Genomic DNA, 21246 nt, shown 5'->3' with positions numbered 1-21246 from the left:
GAGCCGGGCGGAGCAGGCTGACTGCATGGGACGACCCATCGTGCACGTCGAGGTCATCGGCCCGGACCCCGAGCGGCTCCGCAGGTTCTACGGCGCGCTGTTCGGCTGGGACGCACCGGCCGGAGCGCCGGTCGCGCCCGCGGTGTCCGAGCCGTCTTCGTACGCGTTCGTCGAGCCGGACCCGAGCGCGGGCGCAGCGGCAGGCGGCATCGGCGGCGGCCCCGGGTTCGGCGCGCACACGGTGTTCTACGTCGGTGTGGACGACGTGGCCGCTTCGGTCCGTCACGCCGTCGAGCTCGGCGGGACGCTGGTGATGGACGTGCAGCGGAACGAGGACGGCTTCGTCGCGGTGGCGCACATCGCGGACCCTGCGGGCAACCTGGTGGGGCTCGCCGGACCGCTCTGACGTCCTCCGGAGCACGCTCGGCCATGCGCCGATAATGCATATTATGTCAGGTCACGTGGCGCGAGGCTCATGACCTGAGCGGCACACGAACGTCCCCACCGCCCTGACGGGTCAGCCGCTCGCCCATCGTGATCGCGGTCGGCGCCGGGACGAAGCCGCCGGCCAGGAGCGCCTCCCCCTGGCGGAAGAACGGCGACTCCTCGAGCATCGGAACCGGCACGAAGCCGAAGACCGTCGCCAGCTCCGCGATGTCCGACGGTGAGCTCATCCGCATCAGTGCGAGGTTGTCGCACTGCGAGATCACGTTCCGCTGGACCTTCGCCGGTCGCTGTGTCGAGAGCAACAGCCAGAGCCCGTACTTGCGCCCCTCGGCGGCGATCTGGACGATCCGGTCGCGGACCGCGTTCTGCAGGGGCGAGCCGTCGTCCGACGGACAGAGGTTGTGCGCCTCGTCGATGACGATGAGCACGGCCGTCGTCGTTCCCGCTTCGCCCAGAGGTCGTCGAGGACGGACATCGCAACGACCAGGTACTCGTCCGGGTTCGAGAAGCCCGCGAGGTCGAGCACCGTCGCGTCGGGCCGTTCGTCGAGGACCTCCGCAGCGGCTCGGTGCTCGCGCGCCCACAGGTCCCATCCGAGGAGCCCGAGGTTCTCGACCCGTGCCGAGAGCGCCCGGGCCGCGGCGGAGTCGCGCGTGCGGAGCTGCGGCACGATCTGCGTCGTGTCCTGGCTCCCCACCTCGAGCTCGAGGTGGACCAGCTCGTTGTACTCGTCGCGGTCCGCGACCGGGTCGAGCCGCAGGACAGCGGCCTTCCCCTCCATCGACAGTGCGGTGAACCGGACACGGAGTGCTTCGTGATCGCCGGGACGCGGTCGGAGCACCCTGACGCTCCGGTGCTGCAGCTCGTCCTGCGCGGCACGGCCGGCCGCCGTCGACGCGGTCCCGGCACGCTCCCCCAGGGCGACGAAGTCGCTGTTGGGATCCAGGATCACCATCGGGAGCCGCGTGTGCAGCAGGACCTGTTCGAGCAGGACGCCCAGCGCGTAGGTCTTCCCCGAGCCGCTCTGCCCGCACCAGAACGTGTGTCGGTTGAGCCGTGCGGCGAGGACGCCGACCGGGACCGGGTGACCCACACGCAGGGTCCCGAGCTCGAGCAGCTCGCCGGATCCCCCGAACAGACTCGTCGACACGTCCGGGGCCGCCGACGCGAGCACGGCACTCCCGAACGCGCGTGTCGCGCCCGGCGTCAGCGCGCCGTCGTCCGCGAGCGCGCCGAGGAGGGACCCGCTCCCCCGCGACGAGCCGTCCGACGAGAGCGAGAGGTCGTGCACCTGCCCGACCTGGACCCCGGCATCGTCGGTCACGGTGACGATCGACCCGATCGCGAGGCCGCCCTCGATCGCGCCGTGGAGGTCGAGGCGTCGACCGTCCTGCGATGACGCGGTGCCGGCACGGTCGGTGCTCGGGGCGGGTTCCTGGCTGCGCTGCATGATGGGCCGAGCGTAGGAGCGGCGCAGGCGGCCTGCTTCACCCCTTGCGGATGAGGCTTCGCGCTCCGCCGCTCAGTGCTCCGAGCTGTAGACGACGCAGTCCTGCACGAGCTCGGCCGCGTTGGACGTCGCACTGAATGAGTCGGACGTCGCCGGCGCCGCTGCCGTGTCCGCGTCCTTCGCGAGGTCGTTCACCGGCACGAGCTGCCCGTCGAAGTCACCGCTGCTCGGGTCCTTCGTGCTGCCCCACACCGCGACGTCGTCGTCGGACAGCTGGCTGCCGGACGCGGGCGTGATCGCGGCACCGATGTACCAGCCGCCGTCCCCCGGCTGGACCTTCGCGAGCACGTCACCGTCGAGGCCCTTCGCGGTCTGGGTGAGGGCGGCGACCGCGGCGCCCGAGGCGGACCCGCACTCGGCCGCCGGGGTCGTGTTCTCCGCCAGCGGTCCGGTCGCGGCGGGGTCGAGCTTCTGCGCGTTCCCGACGCAGCCGCTGAGCACGAGGGCGATCCCTGCGGCGGCGAGCAACGCCGAGACGGTCTTCATGGTCGTCGTCATGACCGCGACCGTAGGCGAGCCCTGGTGGGCGTCGTCTCAGACGAGCGCGACCGTCATCCCCGCCTGCGCCGCCGGACCGTCCATGGCCACGAGCGCGTCCGGGAGCTCGTCGAAGGTGATGGTGCGCCCCAGCGTGACACCCGGGTCGAGGCGTCCGGTGACGATGTCGTCGAGCATCGCGGCGTACTCCCCCACGGAGATGCCGTGGCTGCCGAGCAGCTCGAGCTCCTCGGCGATGACGCGGCCCATCGGGATCGCCGGGGCGGCTTCTTCGTCGAGCAGCAGTCCGACCTGGACGTGGCGACCACGCGGGCGGAGCGACGCGACCGCGGTGACCGAGGTGGCGCGGCTGCCGAACGCGTCGATCGAGAGGTGCGCTCCCCCGTCGGTGCGTGCACGGACCTCGTCGACGGCGGCCGGACCGGACGTCACGGTGTCCGCACCGAGCGCAGCCGCACGCGCGAGTGCTGCGGGCGAGACGTCGACCGCGACGACGTGGGCTCCGGCGGCGACGGCGACCACGATCGCGGAGAGCCCGACTCCTCCGCAGCCGACGACGACGACGTGCTCACCGGCACGCACCCGCCCGCGCTCGTGGAGGGCGTGGTAGGCGGTCCCGAAGCGGCATCCGAGTCCGGCGGCGTCGACGAACGCGACCGCGTCGGGCAGCGCGACGAGGTTCACGTCGGCGTGCGGGACGGCGAGGAGCTCGGCGAACGAGCCGGGCAGCGTGAAGCCTGGTTGCTCCTGGCGTGTGCAGACCTGGGTCTGTCCCGCCAGGCACTCCCGGCAGGTGCCGCACGCGAAGACGAACGGCGCGGTGACACGGGCACCGAGCCGGTGGTGTCGGACCTCGGCGCCGACCTCGACGACGACGCCCGCGAACTCGTGTCCCGGGACGTGCGGCAGGTGCACGGAGTCGTCGTGGCCGCGCCAGGCGTGCCAGTCGCTCCGGCAGACGCCCGTGGCAGCCACCTCCACGACGACGCCGTCCGAAGGACACGTGGGTCGGTCGACGTCGACGATCTCGGGGAGCGTCCCGAACTGCTGGTACCGGACTGCGCGCATGCGTCCACCCTGCCAGTCCGGGGCGACGGCGAGCGTTCGACATCTCGTAGAATTGCCGCATGTCCCCCACCGCGGTCCGCCGCAGCGTCCGGATGTCCCCGTTCGCCGTCGTGGTCGGTCTGACGAGCCTGGTGCTCGCCGATCCCGCCGACGCCCACTCGGCACTCGTGTCGAGCAACCCGACCGATGGTCAGACGGTGCACGCCCCGATCGACCGCGTCGACCTCACGTTCTCCGAGGCGCCGCTCACCGGACTCGACGCGGGACTCCGCATCGAGGTCCGGGACGGAGCCGGTGCGGACGTCTCCACCGGCCAGGTCCTGGTCGACGGCACGACGATGTCGAAGGCCGTCGCGCTGACCGACGGCGCGTACACGGTGCGCTGGCGGTACGTCTCCCCCGACGGGCACCCGATCACGGGCGAACTCGGGTTCACCGCGGCGCTGCCCGCGACCACCCCGACGGCTGCTGCCCCGAGCGTGAGCCCGAGTGAGGACCCGAGCCCGGACCCGACCGAGATCGAGGTGACGCTCGAGGCCACGGCACCCGCGTCGGCCGCCGACGAGAGCGGCACGCCCTGGGCGGCACTCTGGGTCGGCGGTGGCGCGCTCGTCCTCGCCGCGGCGCTCGTGGTGGTCGCGACGCTCCGCCGCCGCACCCCGTCCGACGACTGAGCCGGCTCGACGCGGCGACCGCGACGGACGACCCCGTCCCGACCGGGCCGGCCGACCCCGTCCCGACCGGGCCGGGCCGGGCCGGGCCGGGCCGGCCGCAGGCTGCGGGTCAGTACTCGATGCGGCCCGTCCGGTCGTGGAACTCGCCCGTCGGCCCGTCCGCGCCGAGCGTGGCCAGTGCGACGGTCGCGTCCGTGCCCTCGGTGACGGTCTGGTGCCCGCCGAACCCGTTGAACTCCGTCGCGGTGTACCCGGGGTCGCTCGCGTTCACCCGGAAGGTCGGCAGGTTCTTCGCGTACTGCACGGTGAGCGCGATCACGGCACCCTTCGACGCGGCGTACGGGATCGCGGGCACCGGGTACTCGTCGCGGCCCGGCGTGCTGAGCCACCGTGCGAAGCCGACCCCTGACGCGACGTTGACGACGACCGGGTTCGACGACGCGCGGAGCAGCGGGAGCGCGGCCTGGGTGACCCGGACGATGCCGGTGACGTTGGTGTCGAGGACGTGGGCGATCGCGGCGGCGTCGAGGTCGTCGACGCCGAACGAGGTGCCGAGGATCCCGGCGTTGTTCACGAGGACGTCGAGCTCCGGCAGGGACGCGATGGCCGCGTCGACGCTCGCCTGGTCGGTGACGTCGATCGCGACGACGTGTGCGCCGAGTGCCCGGGCCGCGTCGCCGGCCGCGGGGTCGCGCATCCCGGCGTACACGGTGTGGCCGGCCTCGACGAGTCGGCGGGTGGTCTCGAGCCCCAGGCTGCGGTTGGCTCCGGTGATGAGTGTGCTGGTCATGGGCCCAGCCTCGTCCCGTGGTCGCGGATGACCCAGGTGCCCTTAGACAGTGGGACCGGGAGTACCACCTCGGGGTGGCGGGTCCGAGGGAGGATGGACGCATGAGCGAGTTCGCGAACGTGCTGCGGTCCTGGCGCGACCGGGTGACCCCGGAGGAGGTCGGGCTGCCCGCGGCACCCGGCCGTCGGACGCCGGGGCTCCGCCGCGAGGAACTCGCAGCACTCGCCGGGGTGAGCGTCGACTACGTCGTGCGTCTCGAACAGGGCCGGTCGACGAACCCCTCCCCGCAGCTCCTCGGCTCGCTCGCCACCGCCCTCCGCCTCACCACGGAGGAGCGCGACCACCTGTTCCGTGTCGCCGACGCCGCTCCCCCGTCGCGCGGTGTCGTGCCCCGGCACATCACCCCGGGGGTGCAGCGTGTGGTCGACCGGCTCGGCGACGTGCCCCTCGCCGTGTTCACGGCGACCCACGACATCCTGCTGTGGAACGGCCTCTGGGCGGCGCTCACCGGCGACCCCGAGCGACTCGTCGGGCCGGAGCGGAACCTGGTGTGGCGGCACTTCATGGTCGGCCACGACGGCGTCGAGTACGACGACGACCACCAGGAGGAGTTCTCCAGCGACCTGGTCGCCGACCTCCGTGCGGCGCTCGGGCGGTACCCGGGTGACCGCCAGCTCGCCGACCTCGTCGCGCAGTTGCGCCGCGAGTCCCCGGAGTTCGAGCGGCGGTGGGCGACGGCGCGCGTGGCCGAGCACCGGGCGAGCCGGAAGACGCTCCGGACGCCGGTGGGGCCGATCGCGGTGGACTGCGACGTGCTCAGCGTGCCCGGCGGGGACCTCCGGATCGTCGTCTACACCGCGGTGCCGGGTTCCGAGGACGCCGCGAAACTCGACCTCCTCCGGGTGACCGGACTGCAGACGCTCACGCCGCGCTGAGCACCAGCGACGCGTTCTGCCCGCCGAACCCGAACGAGTTGTTCAGCGCCGCCCGGATCGTCGTCGACCGAGCCGTCCCCGACACCACGTCGAGGTCGATCGCCCGGTCGAGGTGCTCCAGGTTCAGCGTCGGCGGCACCACCCCGGTCTCCAGCGCGCGGACGGTGAGGATCGTCTCGACAGCCCCTGCCGCACCGAACATGTGGCCGATCGCGCTCTTCGGCGCGGTGACCACCGCCTCCCGACCGACGACCCGTGCGATCGCCTGCGCCTCGCTCGCGTCCCCGACCGGCGTCGACGTGGCGTGCGCGTTGACGTGGTCGACGTCGGCACCCGTGAGCCCGGCCATCCGGAGCGCCGAGGTCATGGCGCGCTCCTGACCCGACCCGTCCGGCCGCGGCGCGGTGATGTGGAAGGCATCGGAGGTGATCCCCCACCCGGCCAGCACCGCGTGCACCCGGGCGTTCCGGGCCGCCGCGTGCGATGCCCGTTCGAGCACGACGATCCCGGCGCCCTCCCCGAGCACGAAGCCGCGTCGGGACACGTCGAACGGCCGGGACAGCGTCACCGGGTCCTCACCGTTCGGCTTGGCGAGCGCCTGGGACTGCGCGAACGAGGCCATCGTGACCGGGGTGACCGCGGCCTCCGCTCCCCCGGTGACGACCACGTCCGCCTCACCGCTCCGGATCAGCCGGGCGGCCATCGCGATGGCTTCCGCACCCGACGCGCACGCCGAGACGGTCGTGTACGCACCGGCCCGGGCGTCGAGGTCGATGCTGATCTGCGCGGCGGCGCCGTTCGCCATGAGCATCGGCACCGTCCGCGGCGACACCCGCCTGGCGCCGTTCCGACCCAGCTCGTCGTGTGCGTCGAGCAGGGTCTCGATCCCGCCGATCCCGGTCCCGAGGACGACCGCGAGCCGCTCGGGGTCGACGGACGGCGCGCCGGCGTCGGCCCACGCCTCCTCCGACGCGACGAGTGCGAGCTGCTGGCTCCGGTCGAGGCGTTTCGCACGCACCCGGCCGAGTGCCGCGTCGGCGTCCAGGTCTGCGTCGGCGCCGATCCGGATCGGGACCTGCGCCCAGAGGTCGCCGTCCCGCTGCAGTTCGTGGACGCCGGACCGCCCGGCGACGAGCGCGTCCCAGAGCGGGGCGACCCCGTGCCCGAACGGCGAGACGGCGCCGTAGCCGGTGATGACGATGTCGTCGGAGTCTCGATTTGTATGCTGCACAAGTGGAGTTGTACCACGTACAATTCAGCGATGGCAACCACACGGGGCACGGCGACACGCGCCCGGATCCTCTCGGCGGCGGCCGATCTCCTCGCCGACCGCAGTCCACGCGCGCTGACCGTGAGCGAGGTCGCGCGGACCGCCGGGGTCTACCCGAACCAGATCACGCACCACTTCGGCTCGAAGGACCGGCTCGTGATCGACGCCGCCTTCGTCCGGTTCCTCCGCGACACCACGCGGCTGCAGGCGGCCGGTCGACGGGCGACGACGGCGCCGGCGTTCCGCGACGTCCTGGCCCGGACAGCACTCGCGATGCCCTCCACCGGGCTCCTCGTCACCGCGCTCGGGCTCGCGCAGGACGACGACGCCCTGCGCGAGCGCACCGGCACGCTGCTCGCCGTGTTGTTCCGGCAATCCGAGCGCTACCTCGAGCGCATCGTCGGCGACCACGGCTGGACGAGCGCGCACGGGATCCCCCGCGATGCGCGGACGTTCTGGAGCGCGGTCTTCGGGGCCACCCTGTTCGCCACCGCTGGCGCCGTCGGCGGGCCGTCCGACGTGGACGTCGCCGCGACCGTCAGCATCACCGACTGACCCCGGCGACCCGCCCTCGCCGAGTCACTCCCCGAAGCCGGAGCGCACCAGCTCGTCGAGCGCGTCGACCGCGTCCTGGGCGTCGTCGCCGCTGGCCACGATGGTCACCGTCGCCCCCTTGGGCAGCGCGAGCGCCATGATCCCGAGGAGGCTCTTCGCGTCGACGCCGTTCACGCGGACCGCGGCGTCGTACTTCGCGGCGGTCTTCACGAACTCGGCCGCTGGGCGGGCGTGCAGCCCGGTCTCGTTGACCAGCTCGACGGTCGTGGACGCGCTCACATCGCCGACGGGACCGGCGCCGTCATCCGGCACCGGGCCTCCAGGCCGTCCTCCGTCCGACAGGCGGTCGCCGGCATCCGGACCGGAGGCCGTGCCCGCGTCCGCCTCGGACGCTGCGGCGGACGCCGCGGCGGCCAGCACCGCGTCGACGTCACCACCGGTCTGGGCCGCGACCGCGGCGGCCACCGAACCCTCCACGATGGGGGCGTCGGACACGTGGACCCGTTCCCGGACGTCGTCGTCGAGGAAGTCCAGCGCCGTGTCGGTGGTCAGGTAGGCGGAGCCGAGGTCGCACAGGACGACGATCGCGTCGGCTCCGGAGAGCTCCTCGATGCCCGCGGTGATCGCCTCGAACGAGGTCCCGATCCCGCCGTCGTCCGTGCCGCCCGCGGCGACGAGCTGCACGTCCGCCGCCATCTGCCGGGCGAGCTCCACGGTGCCGGACGCGATCGCCGCGCTGTGCGAGACGATCAGGATGCCGACGCTCACGCCGCGTCCACCGCTGCGCGGAGGATGTAGGCCGTGGACTGTGCGCCGGGGTCGCGGTGCCCGACGGCGCGTTCGCCGAGGTAGCTGGCGCGGCCCTTGTGGGCGACGAGCGGCTCGGTGGACTCGGCGCCGGTGACCGCGGCGTCCGCAGCGGCCGCGAGCACCCGCTCCGGGCTCTCCCCCGCCTGCGCAGCGGTGGCGGCCGCGTCGACCGCCGGGGTCCACGCGTCGATCATCGTCTTGTCGCCGACGGCGGCCTTGCCGCGCGAGACGACGCCGTCGCGCGCCGCGGTGAGCACCGCGACGAGGGTGTCCGCGTCGAGCTCGGCGGCGTCACCGGCGGCCTGCGCGGCCTTGAGGTACGCGGTCCCGAACAGCGGGCCGGCGGCACCGCCGACCGTCGAGATGAGCTTCGTGGCGACCGTCTTGAAGACCGACCCGGGGGTGTCGAACGAGCCAACGTCGACGGCCTCGAGCACGGCGCGGAAGCCGCGGTCGAGGTTCTCGCCGTGGTCGCCGTCACCGATCTCGCGGTCGAGCGTGACGAGTTCCGCCCGGTGCTCGTCGATCGTCGCGGCGGTGCGTCGGACCCAGTCGATGGCCCATGCGGTGTCGAGCGCCAATTGGTGTTCCTTCCTGCGGGCCGAGCACGGCCCGGATCGGCGGCCGGACGGTGCCGGCCGGTCGGTGTCAGCGGCCCCAGCGCAGCGCCGGGGTCTCGACCGGTGCGTCCCACAGGGTGATCAGGTCGTCGTCGAGCACCGTGACGGTGATCGAGAACCCCTGCATCTCGAGGGACGTGACGTAGTCGCCCACCAAACTACGCGCGACCTCGTGGCCGCGGTCCGCGAGCACCTCGGCGGCGCGTCGGTAGGCGATGTAGAGCTCGGAGAGCGGCGTCCCGCCCATCCCGTTCACCAGGAGCAGCAGCCGGGAGCCGGCAGGGGCAGCGAGGTCGGTGAGGATCGGCTCGAGGACCCGGTCGACCAGGGCGTCCACGGGCGCCATCGCGATGCGTTCGCGTCCGGGTTCGCCGTGGATCCCGATGCCGAGCTCGGCCTCGTCGTCTCCGAGCGAGAAGGACGGCTCCCCCGCGTGCGGCACGGTGCCCGGCGCGATCGCGAGGCCCATCGACCGCGTGACGTCGTTGACGTGGCGGGCCACGGCCGCGACCGCGTCGAGGTCGTCGCCGCGCTCGGCAGCGGCACCGGCGCACTTCTCGACGACGACCGTGCCGGCCACGCCGCGGCGGCCGGCCGTGTAGAGCGAGTCCTGCACGGCGACGTCGTCGTCGACCACGACGGACTCGACCCTGATGTCGTCCATCCCGGCGAGCTCCGCGGCCGTCTCGAAGTTGAGCACGTCGCCGGTGTAGTTCTTCACAATGTGGAGCACGCCCGCTCCGCCGTCCACGGCCTTCGTCGCCGCGACGATCGGGTCAGGGGTGGGGCTCGTGAAGACGGGACCGGGAACGGCGGCGTCGAGCATGCCGTACCCGACGAAGCCCGCGTGCAGGGGTTCGTGCCCGCTGCCGCCGCCGCTGACGATGCCGACCTTGCCGGACACCGGGGCGTCGGCGCGGTGCAGGTGGATCGGGTCCTCGACGAGGACCACGTGACCGGCGTGCGCCTGGGCGAACCCCCGCACGGTCTCGATGACGACGTCCTGCGGGTCGTTGATGAGCTTCTTCATGACGGGGCCTCCACGGGTCGGACGCCCGGACGAGGCCTGCACACCGCCGACGTCGTCCGGAGTGGGCCAAGGCTACAACGGGCGTGCGTTCCCCGGACCTGCACGTTCGTGCACGGGGTGCCCGTGGGGATCCTGCCCCGGAATGGCCTGACGCACACTCCTCATGCACGTTCGTGCAACTTCCCGCAGATCGCTCACGTGTTCATCACCCGTCGGAAATCCCCGGCAGTATGCTCGCCACAATCACTCGATGGGGAGTGCCGAGCAGCATCGGGACCCCCAACCAGCGCAATGGAGGTCACCGATGGACGACATCGGCGTCAAGTTCCTTTCCGAGCTCGTCGGCACCACGATGCTCATCATCCTGGGTGGCGGTGTCGTCGCCGCCGTGTCACTCAAGAAGTCCAAGGGCTTCGGCGCAGGCTTCCTCATGGTCACGATCGGTTGGGGCTTCGCGGTCTTCGCCGGCGTCACCGTCTCGTACAAGTCCGGCGGCCAGCTGAATCCGGCCGTCAGCCTCGCCCAGGCCATCCTCGGCAACATCACCGTCGGTGAGATGTTCCTCTTCTGGCTCGCCCAGCTGATCGGCGCGATCATCGGTGCGGTCATCGTCTGGCTCGCCTACAAGCAGCACTTCGACGAGGAGCCCGACCCGGCCGCCAAGCTCGGCGTGTTCTCCACCGGCCCGGCCATCCGCTCCTACGGCTGGAACCTCGTCACCGAGATCATCGGCACCTTCGTCCTCGTCTTCGTGGTCATCGCGTTCACGAACGGCAAGACCCCGTCCGAGCTCGGCGCCATCCCCGTGGCCTTCCTCGTGATCGCGATCGGTGTCTCCCTCGGTGGCCCGACCGGGTACGCGATCAACCCGGCCCGTGACCTCGGCCCGCGCCTCGCGCACGCCTTCCTGCCCATCAAGGGCAAGGGCTCGAGCGACTGGGCCTACGCCTGGGTGCCGGTCGTCGGTCCGCTCATCGGTGGTGCGATCGCGGCAGGTCTGTCGTACGCACTGCTCCCCCTCGCCTGATCCCACACCCGTCCCCGTCGGCCGGCCCCAACGCCGGGGCCGGCCGCAGCACCGAACACCCGTAAGGAGCACCAATGGCCGACTACATCGTCGCCATCGACCAGGGCACGACCAGCACCCGTGCAATCGTCTTCGACCACTCCGGTTCGATCATCTCCGTCGGACAGAAGGAGCACGAGCAGATCTTCCCGCGCGCGGGATGGGTCGAGCACGACCCCGCCGAGATCTGGGACAACGTCCGTGAGGTGATCGGCCAGGCACTCTCCCGCGCCGACATCACCCGCCACGACGTCGCCGCGGTCGGCATCACGAACCAGCGCGAGACCGCGGTCGTGTGGGACAAGACCACCGGCAAGGCCGTCTACAACGCGATCGTCTGGCAGGACACCCGCACCCAGTCGATCGTCGACAAGCTCGCCGACGGCGACACCGACCGCTACAAGTCGGTCGTCGGTCTCCCGCTCGCGACGTACTTCGCGGGCACCAAGATCATGTGGATCCTCGAGAACGTCGAGGGTGCACGCGAGAAGGCCGAGGCCGGGGACCTGCTCTTCGGCACCACCGACACCTGGGTCCTCTGGAACCTGACCGGTGGCGTCGACGGCGGCGTGCACAAGACCGACGTCACGAACGCGTCCCGCACGCTGTTCATGGACCTCGAGACGCTGCAGTGGCGCGACGACATCCTGGCGGACTTCGGTGTGCCGAAGTCGATGCTCCCGGAGATCGTCAGCTCCTCCGAGGTCTACGGCCACGTCGAGTCGTCGAACCTCCTCCGCGAGGTCCCGATCGCCGGCATCCTCGGCGACCAGCAGGCCGCGACGTTCGGCCAGGCCGCGTTCGACAAGGGCGAGTCGAAGAACACGTACGGCACCGGCAACTTCCTGATCTTCAACACCGGCACGGAGATCGTCCGTTCCGAGAACGGGCTGCTGACGACCGTCGGCTACAAGCTCGGTGACCAGGAGACGCACTACGCGCTCGAGGGCTCGATCGCCGTCACGGGGTCGCTCATCCAGTGGCTCCGCGACAACCTGGGCCTCATCCAGAGCGCCCCGGAGGTCGAGGCGCTGGCGAAGACGGTCGACGACAACGGCGGCGTGTACTTCGTCCCGGCGTTCTCCGGCCTGTTCGCGCCGTACTGGCGTCCGGATGCCCGCGGTGCGATCGTCGGCCTGACGCGCTACGTCAACAAGGGCCACATCGCCCGTGCGGCCCTCGAGGCCACGGCGCTGCAGACCCGCGAGGTCCTCGACGCCGTGAACGCGGACTCCGGCGTGGACCTGACCGAGCTCAAGGTCGACGGCGGCATGACCGCCAACAACGAGCTCATGCAGTTCCAGGCGGACATCCTCGACGTGCCGGTCGTCCGACCGGTCGTCGCGGAGACCACCGCGCTCGGCGCCGCCTACGCAGCCGGCCTCGCCGTCGGTTTCTGGGCGAACCTCGACGAGCTCCGTGCCAACTGGCAGGAGGACCAGCGCTGGGAGCCGCAGCTCGACGCCGCGGAGCGCGACCGCACGCTGCGCCTCTGGAAGAAGGCCGTCACGAAGACCTTCGACTGGGTCGACGAGGACGTCCAGTAGTCGTCAGCTGACGCGACGCACCAGCCGGGAGGCCCGGTGCCGGTCCCTGGGACCGGCACCGGGCCTCCCGTCCGTGGTCCAGGGCCGCGGTGCGTCCGACGTGACCCGCGCGGTCCGTCGGCTACGCGACGGGTGCCGCGTCGACCCAGTCGGCGAGCTTCCGCTCGGCGGCACCGGAGTTGATCGCCTCGGCCGCGACGACGAGCTGCTCGCGGAAGCGGTGCAGGATCGGCCGGTCCCACTGCTCCGGGTCCTCGGCGAGGCGGAACGAGACCAGGCCGGCCGCGGCGTTCAGGAGCACGATGTCGCGGACCGGACCGGTCTCCCCCGCCAGGACACGCCGGACGATCGCCGCGTTCTCCGCGGGTTCGCCGCCGAGCAGGTCCTCCATCCGGGCACGGGCGATGCCGAGGTCGCGCGGGTCGAGGTCGTGCTCGGTCACGCGGCCGCCGGTGACCTCCCAGATGTGGCTGTGGCCGGTCGTGGTGAGCTCGTCGAGGCCGTCGTCGCCGCGGAACACCAGAGCGGTCGCGCCGCGTGTCTGGAACACGCCCGTGATGATCGGGACCAGCTCGAGCTGCGCCACGCCGACGGCGTTCGCCTCGCACCGTGCGGGGTTCACGAGCGGGCCGAGGAAGTTGAAGACGGTCGGCACGCCGATCTCACGGCGGACCGGGGCGGCGTGCGCGAAGCCCGGGTGGAAGGCGCTCGCGAAGGCGAAGGTCAGCCCGACACGCCGGAACGTGTCCGCGACGCGCACCGCGTCCATCGTGAGGTCGAGACCGAGCGCCGCGAGGACGTCGCTCGAGCCCGACTTCGAGGAGCTCGCGCGGTTGCCGTGCTTGACGACCGGCACGCCGGCGGCGGCGATCACGATCGCCGCCATCGTCGAGACGTTCACGGTGCCGACCACGTCGCCGCCGGTGCCGACGATGTCGAGCGCCATCGGGTCGACGTCCAGCGGGACGGCGGCTTCGAGGATCGCGTCGCGGAAACCGACCACCTCGTCGACGGTCTCGCCCTTGGCGCGGAGGGCCACGGCGAAGGCGGCGATCTGGGCGTCGGTGGCGCGCCCGTGCACGATCTCCTCCATGGCCCATGTGGACTGCCTGATCGTCAGGTCCTCGCGCGCCATGAGCGCACTGATGACGGCAGGCCAGGAGAGAACGTCAGACATACCCGCGATCGTACTGTTTTCGAACGACCCGCCAGTTGCCTGGCAAAACACTGTCGGTGGTTTCGGCCATAATGGACTCTGTGACAAGCACCCCTCTCTCCAGACCAGCCAGCGGTACGGTCCTCAACAGGCCGAACCCCGTTGCCGTGGGGACGATCGTGTGGCTGGGCAGCGAGGTCATGTTCTTCGCCGGCCTGTTCGCGATCTACTTCACGCTGCGCAGCACCTCCCCCGAGCTCTGGGCGACCGAGACCGCCCACCTCGAGGTGCCGTTCGCCTCGGTGAACACGATCGTGCTGGTCCTGTCCAGCTTCGCGTGCCAGTTCGCGGTCTTCGCCGCCGAGCGCTTCCAGGTGCACCGCACGAGCTGGAACCCCCGTGACTGGGGCATGACGGAGTGGTTCTTCGTCACGTACTGCATGGGCGCGGTCTTCGTCTGCGGCCAGATCTTCGAGTACGCCAACCTCTGGCACGAGGGCATCACGCTCTCCTCCAGTGCCTACGGCTCGGCGTTCTACTTCACCACCGGCTTCCACGGCCTGCACGTGACCGGTGGCCTGATCGCCTTCCTCCTGACGCTCGGCCGTGGCTTCGCCGCGAAGAACTTCGGCCACAAGGAGGCCACCACGGCCATCGTCGTGTCGTACTACTGGCACTTCGTCGACGTGGTCTGGATCGGCCTCTTCGCCGTCATTTACCTTCTCAAGTAGGAATCGGACAGCACCCACCGCATGTTCAACAGAACCAAGTCCAAGAAGGGCCGCCGCTCCCCGCTGGCGACCGTCTCGCTCATCGTCGTCGGTCTGATGACCACCGGCGGTGCGTACGCGCTGTTCAGCTCCACGGCCTCCGCCGACGACAGCAGCACGACCACGGTCGCGGCCGCGAGCCAGTCGCAGGTGAACGAAGGCCAGAAGCTCTTCGCGTCCAACTGCGCCACCTGCCACGGCCTGTCCGCACAGGGCACCAGCGAGGGCCCGTCCCTCATCGGTGTCGGCGCAGCGTCGGTCGACTTCCAGGTCGGCACCGGTCGCATGCCGATGGCTGCCCAGGGCCCCCAGGCCGAAGAGAAGCCCTCGCAGTTCACCGACACGCAGGTCGACGCCCTCGCGGCGTACGTCGCCTCGCTCGGCCCCGGCCCGTCGATCCCCTCGACGTCGCTCACCGACGGCTCCGACGGTGACGCCGCCGCCGGTGCGGAGCTCTTCCGCATCAACTGCGCGATGTGCCACAACGTCGCCGGTGCCGGTGGTGCCCTGACCGAGGGCAAGTACGCGCCGAACCTGACGAACGTCACGGGCAAGCACATCTACGAGGCCATGGTCACGGGCCCGCAGAACATGCCGGTGTTCAACGACCTGAACATCACGCCGCAGCAGAAGGCCGACATCATCACGTACCTCAAGTACGTGCAGGACAACGCTTCGCCCGGTGGCTTCGGCCTCGGCGCCCTCGGCCCGGTGGCAGAGGGTCTGTTCATCTGGATCTTCGGACTCGGCGCGGTGGTCGCGATGACCGTCTGGCTGACCGCGAAGTCCAACTGATCGTCCGTGTCGCACGACACTGAAGGGAACACCATGGCAGAGCACGACGACGAGGCGCTGAACTCGTCCTCGGCTGTCGAGAAGCACGGCACCTCGGTGCCGGCCGGCACCGCGGTCCTGCCCGCGGAACCGTTCGAGAACCCGGGTGAGCCGCCGCACCGCGCGCGCCGCACCGACGTCGACCCGAAGAAGCAGCGGCTGGCCGAGCGCCAGGTCGCGACGTTCTTCTACCTCTCGATCGTCGGCAGCGTCCTGTCGATCGCCGCGTACGTCGCGTTCCCGATCAAGTCCGACGACTTCGGCACGGTCCGCACCGCGAACCTCTTCCTCGGTCTGGCCATCTCGCTCGCGCTGCTCGCCCTCGGCATCGGCGCGGTCTACTGGTCGAAGTCCCTGGTCTCCGACCGAGAGATCAGCGAGCTCCGCCACCCCACCCGTGGCACCGACGCGACCCGCGCGAAGGCCGTCGAGGCCTTCCAGCTCGCCGACAAGGAGTCCGGCTTCAGCCGTCGCAAGCTGATCCGCAACTCGATGATCGGCGCCCTCGTGGCGTTCCCGCTGCCCGGCATCGTGCTGGTCCGCGACCTCGCCCCGGCCGCCGACCCGAACGAGCTCCTCCGCCACACCATGTGGGCGAAGGGCACGCGCCTGACGAAGGACCCGACCGGTCTGCCGATCAAGGCCTCGGACGTCACCATCGGCTCGGTCTTCCACGTGATCCCGGACGGGCTCCTCGACAAGGAAGACATGCTCGAGGAGAAGGCCAAGGCCGCGGTGCTCCTCATGCGCCTCGACCCGAAGGACCTCAACCCCTCGAAGGGCCGCGAGAACTGGGGTTACGACGGTATCGTTGCCTACTCCAAGATCTGCACCCACGTCGGATGCCCGGTCGCGCTCTACGAGCAGCAGACGCACCACCTGCTGTGCCCCTGCCACCAGTCGACCTTCGACGTCTCGAACAACTGCGACGTCATCTTCGGTCCGGCGGCTCGCCCCCTCCCCCAACTTCCGATCGCGATCGACGACGACGGCTACCTGGTTGCGCAGAGCGACTTCCACGAGCCGGTCGGACCGTCCTTCTGGGAGCGTGAACGCTGATGACCAGCACCACCACCACGAACGCACCGAACACGGCGAGCACCAAGCCCGCTCCGGAGCGTGGGTCCCGCATCATCGGCGGGGTCGCCAACTACATCGACGAGCGCACGAGCATCTCCGGTCTGGTGAAGGAGGTCGGTCGCAAGATCTTCCCCGACCACTGGAGCTTCATGCTCGGTGAAGTCGCGCTGTACAGCTTCGTCGTCATCCTGCTGTCGGGGACGTTCCTGACGTTCTTCTTCGGTGCCTCGATGACCGAGGTCGTCTACAACGGCTCCTACGTCCCGCTCAAGGGCGTCGAGATGTCGACGGCACTCCAGTCGACGCTGAACATCTCGTTCGACATCCGTGGCGGGCTCTTCGTCCGGCAGATCCACCACTGGGCGGCCCTGCTCTTCGTCGCCTCGGTGATGCTGCACATGGCCCGCGTGTTCTTCACCGGTGCCTTCCGCAAGCCGCGCGAGCTCAACTGGGTCTTCGGCTTCGTGCTGTGGGTCCTCGCCATGGCCGAGGGCTTCACCGGCTACTCGCTCCCCGACGACCTGCTCTCCGGCAACGGTCTCCGCATCATCGTCGGCATGATCGAGGGCGTCCCGGTGATCGGCGTCTGGATCGGCTACATCCTGTTCGGCGGCGAGTTCCCCGGAACCGCGATCGTCGGCCGCCTGTACACGCTGCACATCCTGCTGCTCCCGGCGATCCTCGTGGCGGTCCTCGGCGTCCACCTCGTGCTCGTCGTGGTCAACAAGCACACGCAGTACGCGGGCCCCGGCAAGACCAACGACAACGTCGTGGGCGTCCCGATCCTCCCGGCGTTCGCCGCGAAGGCCGGTGGCTTCTTCTTCATCGTCGCGGGCATCCTCGCCCTCATCGCGTCGCTGTTCACGATCAACCCGATCTGGAACTACGGCCCGTACGACCCCTCCCCGGTGTCCGCCGGTACCCAGCCCGACTGGTACATCGGCTTCGCGGACGGCGCGCTCCGACTGGTGCCCCCGCACTGGGAAGTCGTGTGGTTCGGCTACACGGTGTCGTTCAACATCCTCGCGCCGATCGCGGTGCTCGTCGGACTCATCCTGGCGATCTTCATCTACCCCTTCATCGAGGCGTGGGTCACCGGCGACAAGCGTGAGCACCACATCGCGGACCGTCCCCGCAACGCCCCGACCCGCACCGCGTTCGGCGCTGCCGGTGTCACGCTCTACGCCAGCCTCTGGGCCGCGGCGAGCTCGGACATCATCGCAACGCACTTCCTGGTGTCGATCGACAGCGTGATCCACGTCATCCAGGCCACGACGGTCCTCGGCCCGTTCGTCGCCTTCTGGATCACGAAGCGCGTGTGCCTGGCGCTGCAGAAGAAGGACCGCGAGATCGTCCTCCACGGCTACGAGTCGGGCCGCATCGTCCGACTCCCGCACGGTGAGTACATCGAGGTCCACGAGCAGCTCGACGAGTACGAGCGCTGGAAGCTCCTGCAGTTCAACGAGTACAAGCCGCTCATGATCCGTCCGAACGCCAAGGGGCAGATCACCCCGGTCCAGAAGGTCCGCGCCGGCATGTCGCGCTTCTTCTTCGAGGACCGCATCGCGCCCGTCTCGAAGTCCGAGCTCGAGGCTGCGCACGCCGCGCACCACGGCCCAGACCTCGAGGGCACGCACCAGGCCCCGCAGGTCGGAGCCGGCGGACACTGAGTCCGGACAGCGCAACGAAACAACCCCCGCCACGATCGTGGTGGGGGTTGTTTCGTGCCACGCCGCATTCGGTTCACCCGCGATTCACGAGGGCGTGCTGGACTCGTCCAGGACGGTGTGGCATCGTGTTGCACCACGCATCTGGAACGGGCTCCTCCCCCGAGGGGCCCACCAACGGAATGAGAACCCGATGGAATCCCGGACGGCCGAGCACCCCAGGCCGAACCACTTCCTGCTCCACCTCAGCGACACCCACCTCATCGCGGGTGACGGCGACCTCTACGGGGACGTCGACTCGGCCGCACGGCTGTCGCAGATCATCGACGAGATCGAGGCATCCGGTGCCCGTCCGGAGGCGATCATCATCACCGGGGACGTGGCGGACAAGGGCGAGCCAGGGGCCTACGCCCGCGTCCGACGGATCATCGAGCCGGCTGCCGAGCGCATCGGCGCCCAGGTGATCTGGGCGATGGGCAACCACGACGAGCGCGGCGCGTTCCGGCAGGAGCTCTTCGGACTCCACCCCACCGACCGTCCGGTGGACTTCGTGTACGAGGTGAACGGCCTCCGCGTCATCACCCTCGACACCAGCGTCCCGGGCGAGCACTACGGCATCGTCACCCCCGAGCAGCTCGACTGGCTCGCAGAGGTGCTCTCCGAGGCCGCACCGCACGGCACGATCCTCGCGATGCACCACCCGCCCGTCCCGAGCGTGCAGGACCTGACCGTCCTCGTGGAGCTCCGCGAGCAGCAGGCGCTGGCCGAGGTCGTCGAGGGATCCGACATCCTGGCGATCATCGCCGGGCACCTGCACTACTCGACGAGCGCCGTGTTCGCCGGCATCCCGGTCTCCGTGGCGAGTGCCACGTGCTACACGCAGGACCTCAACGAGTTCCAGGGCGGGACGCGCGGCCGCGACGGTGCGCAGTCGTTCAACCTGGTGCACGTGTACGGCCACAACGTCGTGCACTCGGTGGTGCCGATCGGGCAGTACGCCACGGTCGGTGAACCGGTGTCGTCCGAGCAGACGGACGCCCGTCTCGCGGCGGCCGGGGTCGTCATCCCCGCGGCGGTCGAGCCGGCTCCGGTGACCTCGAGCATCCCCGTCTTCACGCTCGACTCGGTCCCCGTCTCCCCCGTCCACCGCTGACGCGCCCCGGCCCCGGCCCCGGCGCTGGTCCCGTACCTGGTGAGATCGCACTTCGTGTCGGATCGTCTGTGACGGACCCGACACGAAGTGCGATCTCAGCGCCAGCGCCAGCGCCAGCGCCAGCGCCAGCGCCAGCGCCAGCGCCAGCGCACGCGTCCTCCCGCGGCGCTACGCGTCCGGGTTCTCCCACGGGGCCGGGAACGGGAAGTAGCGGTCCAGGAAGTCGGTGACGCGTGTGGTGCGCTCGTCGTCGCTGACCTCGGGGAAGCTGCCGTCGTTCAGGCAGAAGAAGTCGACGTTCCGCTTCTTCAGCAGGTCCTCGAGTGCGCGGAGCCCGGACTGCATCGTGGTGTCGATGTAGCGGACGGGCGCGTTCTCCTGCACGATCGCGCGACCGGTGAGCAGCGCGTAGTAGTGGTAGAGCGAGTTCGTCACCGAGATGTTCTCCGCCGCACGGAACCGGGAGCCGGCGGTCGCCGCGAACTCGTCCGCGAACTCGTGCTCCATCTCGGTCATGATGCTCGAGCGGAGCGGGGTGGGAGCGTGCTCGAGGTGCCGGGTCGTCACGGCGCCGAAGCGCTGCGCGAGGAGCCGGCGGTTCACCCGCGCGGAGTTCTCGAAGCCACTGCGTGCCGGGTTGTTCGAGCCGAGGCCGATCCGCGTGGTGGCGAGGATGAACTTCGTCACGGAACCCGGGCTGAAGAACACCGACGGGTCGACCTGCCGGCCGAAGAACATGTCGTCGTTCGAGTAGATGAAGTGCTCGCTGATGCCCGGGATGTGGTGCAGCTGCGACTCGACGGCCTGGGAGTTGTGCGTCGGCAGCACGGACGGGTCGGCGAAGAACTCCTCGCTGCGGACGATCCGGACGCGCGGGTGGTCGGCGAGCCACGCCGGTGCCGGGGAGTCGGTCGCGATGTAGATCGTCCGGACCCACGGCGCGTACATGTACACGGAGCGGAGAGCGTACTTGAGCTCGTTGATCTGCCGGAAGCGGGCGGGGGCGTCGTCGCCCTCCCCCAGGACGGCGGACGACTGCGCTGCCTGGCGCGCGCGCTGGTACTCGATCGCGTTGCCGTCCACCCACGAGAAGACGATGTCGATCGGGAAGCGGATGTCCGAGACGTGGTCGTCGAACATGTGCTCGACGGTGCGCCAGGTGCGACCGTAGCGCTCGATGTCGACGAGGACGAACTCCTCGACCGGCAGGCTGCGGCGCATCAGGGCGTTCTCCACCGGTGCGAGGACCTCGGTGTCCGTCACCCGCCAGAACTCCATCTGGACGCTGGTCTCGGCGCCGTAGCGGAGTCGACCGAGCGGCTCGACGCGCGGACGGAAGACACGCAGGACCAGGTCGTCCGGCGAGCCGAGGCCGTCGTCGACGACGAGCACCGCGGGCTTCCCCGGCGGCTTCGCGTAGAAGGGCTCACCGACGGCTGCGTCCATCACGGCGGACTCGGCGCGCTGGCGGTCCCGTTCGTCCAGCGCGATCACCGGGCGCTGGTCGTTGCCGCGGATGAGCAGGTGGTCGACGTCCGCGGCGGTGAGCGCGTCGTCGAGGAAGAGCAGGTCTTCGATCATGGACTGCTGCGGGGTCAGGTGCCCGTTCAGCAGGGTGAAGCGCCCCTTCCGGAGCACGACGTCGGATCGATCGAGACCGCCGGAGGACGGTCGAGGGTTCAGCAGAGGACTCTCGGTCACCGGCTCGGTCTCGTTGCTCATCCATGCCCTTCGTCTCGTGTGGTCGGACCACGTGCCCGACGCTG

At 70.5% G+C, this 21246-nt stretch carries 22 protein-coding genes; 11 read left to right on the top strand and 11 right to left on the bottom strand.

The window, feature by feature from the left end; all coding sequences use genetic code 11:
* Positions 1 to 25: 25 nt before the first annotated feature.
* Positions 26 to 406 (top strand): VOC family protein, encoded by a 381-nt coding sequence (locus EDF27_RS16760; RefSeq protein ID WP_123653459.1) that lies wholly within the window; start codon positions 26 to 28, stop codon positions 404 to 406.
* A gap of 67 nt (positions 407 to 473) precedes the next feature.
* On the opposite strand, the gene EDF27_RS20145 is transcribed toward EDF27_RS16760, so the two are convergent.
* The 4 genes from EDF27_RS20145 to EDF27_RS16745 all read right to left on the bottom strand — a co-directional run bounded on the left by EDF27_RS20145 (position 474) and on the right by EDF27_RS16745 (position 3523).
* Positions 474 to 710, bottom strand: coding sequence for a hypothetical protein (locus EDF27_RS20145; RefSeq protein WP_243698400.1), 237 nt, complete (start codon positions 708 to 710; stop codon positions 474 to 476).
* Entirely contained in the window at positions 707 to 1897 is a 1191-nt protein-coding gene (locus tag EDF27_RS16755) for a DUF87 domain-containing protein (protein ID WP_243698399.1), read from the bottom strand. The genes EDF27_RS20145 and EDF27_RS16755 overlap by 4 nt, the downstream gene beginning before the upstream one ends.
* 72 nt (positions 1898 to 1969) lie before the next feature.
* Positions 1970 to 2455: a hypothetical protein gene (locus tag EDF27_RS16750; protein ID WP_132050084.1), complete on the bottom strand. Its 486-nt coding sequence runs from the start codon at positions 2453 to 2455 to the stop codon at positions 1970 to 1972.
* A gap of 36 nt (positions 2456 to 2491) precedes the next feature.
* Entirely contained in the window at positions 2492 to 3523 is a 1032-nt protein-coding gene (locus EDF27_RS16745) for an alcohol dehydrogenase catalytic domain-containing protein (RefSeq protein ID WP_132050082.1), read from the bottom strand.
* Positions 3524 to 3582: 59 nt separating this feature from the next.
* On the opposite strand from EDF27_RS16745, the gene EDF27_RS16740 reads away from it, so the two are divergent.
* Positions 3583 to 4197, top strand: a complete 615-nt coding sequence (locus EDF27_RS16740) for a copper resistance CopC family protein (RefSeq protein ID WP_132050080.1) — start codon at positions 3583 to 3585, stop codon at positions 4195 to 4197.
* A gap of 109 nt (positions 4198 to 4306) precedes the next feature.
* On the opposite strand, the gene EDF27_RS16735 is transcribed toward EDF27_RS16740, so the two are convergent.
* The gene (locus EDF27_RS16735) at positions 4307 to 4987 is read right to left on the bottom strand and encodes an SDR family NAD(P)-dependent oxidoreductase (protein WP_132050078.1); all 681 of its coding nucleotides are present in this window, start codon (positions 4985 to 4987) and stop codon (positions 4307 to 4309) included.
* Positions 4988 to 5088: 101 nt separating this feature from the next.
* On the opposite strand from EDF27_RS16735, the gene EDF27_RS16730 reads away from it, so the two are divergent.
* Positions 5089 to 5922: a helix-turn-helix transcriptional regulator gene (locus tag EDF27_RS16730; RefSeq protein WP_132050076.1), complete on the top strand. Its 834-nt coding sequence runs from the start codon at positions 5089 to 5091 to the stop codon at positions 5920 to 5922.
* On the opposite strand, the gene EDF27_RS16725 is transcribed toward EDF27_RS16730, so the two are convergent.
* The gene (locus tag EDF27_RS16725; RefSeq protein WP_207909655.1) at positions 5909 to 7153 is read right to left on the bottom strand and encodes a beta-ketoacyl-[acyl-carrier-protein] synthase family protein; all 1245 of its coding nucleotides are present in this window, start codon (positions 7151 to 7153) and stop codon (positions 5909 to 5911) included. The two genes, EDF27_RS16730 and EDF27_RS16725, sit on opposite strands and share 14 nt — an antisense overlap.
* A 30-nt stretch (positions 7154 to 7183) precedes the next feature.
* Here EDF27_RS16725 and EDF27_RS16720 point away from each other — a divergent pair, with 30 nt between their 5' ends.
* Positions 7184 to 7747, top strand: coding sequence for a TetR/AcrR family transcriptional regulator C-terminal domain-containing protein (locus EDF27_RS16720; protein WP_243698398.1), 564 nt, complete (start codon positions 7184 to 7186; stop codon positions 7745 to 7747).
* A gap of 24 nt (positions 7748 to 7771) precedes the next feature.
* Here EDF27_RS16720 and dhaM read toward each other — a convergent pair whose 3' ends face one another.
* The 3 genes from dhaM to dhaK form a co-directional block, all read right to left on the bottom strand.
* Entirely contained in the window at positions 7772 to 8515 is a 744-nt protein-coding gene (gene dhaM, locus EDF27_RS16715; protein WP_132050072.1) for a dihydroxyacetone kinase phosphoryl donor subunit DhaM, read from the bottom strand.
* Entirely contained in the window at positions 8512 to 9138 is a 627-nt protein-coding gene (dhaL, locus tag EDF27_RS16710; protein ID WP_132050070.1) for a dihydroxyacetone kinase subunit DhaL, read from the bottom strand. The genes dhaM and dhaL overlap by 4 nt, the downstream gene beginning before the upstream one ends.
* A gap of 67 nt (positions 9139 to 9205) precedes the next feature.
* Positions 9206 to 10207, bottom strand: coding sequence for a dihydroxyacetone kinase subunit DhaK (dhaK, locus tag EDF27_RS16705; protein ID WP_123653449.1), 1002 nt, complete (start codon positions 10205 to 10207; stop codon positions 9206 to 9208).
* A 304-nt stretch (positions 10208 to 10511) separates the two neighbouring features.
* On the opposite strand from dhaK, the gene EDF27_RS16700 reads away from it, so the two are divergent.
* Together EDF27_RS16700 and glpK are read left to right on the top strand one after the other, a co-directional pair.
* Entirely contained in the window at positions 10512 to 11234 is a 723-nt protein-coding gene (locus tag EDF27_RS16700; protein WP_123653448.1) for an MIP/aquaporin family protein, read from the top strand.
* A gap of 74 nt (positions 11235 to 11308) precedes the next feature.
* Positions 11309 to 12820, top strand: coding sequence for a glycerol kinase GlpK (glpK, locus tag EDF27_RS16695; RefSeq protein ID WP_123653447.1), 1512 nt, complete (start codon positions 11309 to 11311; stop codon positions 12818 to 12820).
* 121 nt (positions 12821 to 12941) lie between these two features.
* On the opposite strand, the gene trpD is transcribed toward glpK, so the two are convergent.
* Entirely contained in the window at positions 12942 to 13997 is a 1056-nt protein-coding gene (gene trpD / locus EDF27_RS16690; protein WP_132050068.1) for an anthranilate phosphoribosyltransferase, read from the bottom strand.
* Between the two features lie 71 nt (positions 13998 to 14068).
* Here trpD and EDF27_RS16685 point away from each other — a divergent pair, with 71 nt between their 5' ends.
* The 5 genes from EDF27_RS16685 (at position 14069) to EDF27_RS16665 (ending at position 19480) form a co-directional block, all read left to right on the top strand.
* Positions 14069 to 14707, top strand: a complete 639-nt coding sequence (locus tag EDF27_RS16685; protein WP_123653445.1) for a heme-copper oxidase subunit III — start codon at positions 14069 to 14071, stop codon at positions 14705 to 14707.
* Positions 14708 to 14728: 21 nt separating this feature from the next.
* Positions 14729 to 15541 carry a cytochrome c gene (locus EDF27_RS16680; RefSeq protein WP_123653444.1) on the top strand — a complete coding sequence of 271 codons (813 nt, stop codon included), beginning with the start codon at positions 14729 to 14731 and terminating at the stop codon, positions 15539 to 15541.
* Positions 15542 to 15574: 33 nt separating this feature from the next.
* Entirely contained in the window at positions 15575 to 16639 is a 1065-nt protein-coding gene (locus tag EDF27_RS16675) for a Rieske 2Fe-2S domain-containing protein (protein ID WP_123653443.1), read from the top strand.
* Complete coding sequence (locus EDF27_RS16670; protein ID WP_123653442.1) at positions 16639 to 18330, top strand: cytochrome bc complex cytochrome b subunit; 1692 nt, start codon at positions 16639 to 16641, stop codon at positions 18328 to 18330. Before EDF27_RS16675 ends, EDF27_RS16670 begins: the two co-directional genes overlap by 1 nt.
* A gap of 190 nt (positions 18331 to 18520) precedes the next feature.
* Positions 18521 to 19480 carry a phosphodiesterase gene (locus tag EDF27_RS16665; RefSeq protein WP_123653441.1) on the top strand — a complete coding sequence of 320 codons (960 nt, stop codon included), beginning with the start codon at positions 18521 to 18523 and terminating at the stop codon, positions 19478 to 19480.
* A 168-nt stretch (positions 19481 to 19648) separates the two neighbouring features.
* Here the strand turns inward: EDF27_RS16665 and EDF27_RS16660 are convergent, their stop codons facing one another.
* Positions 19649 to 21202 carry a stealth conserved region 3 domain-containing protein gene (locus EDF27_RS16660; RefSeq protein ID WP_132050066.1) on the bottom strand — a complete coding sequence of 518 codons (1554 nt, stop codon included), beginning with the start codon at positions 21200 to 21202 and terminating at the stop codon, positions 19649 to 19651.
* Between the last annotated feature and the right edge of the window lie 44 nt (positions 21203 to 21246).

Source organism: Curtobacterium sp. PhB136 (genome assembly GCF_004346855.1).
Taxonomy (GTDB): Bacteria; Actinomycetota; Actinomycetes; order Actinomycetales; family Microbacteriaceae; genus Curtobacterium.
The sequence above is the reverse complement of the archived record's forward strand: the minus strand, read 5'-3'. Positions and strand labels throughout refer to the sequence as shown.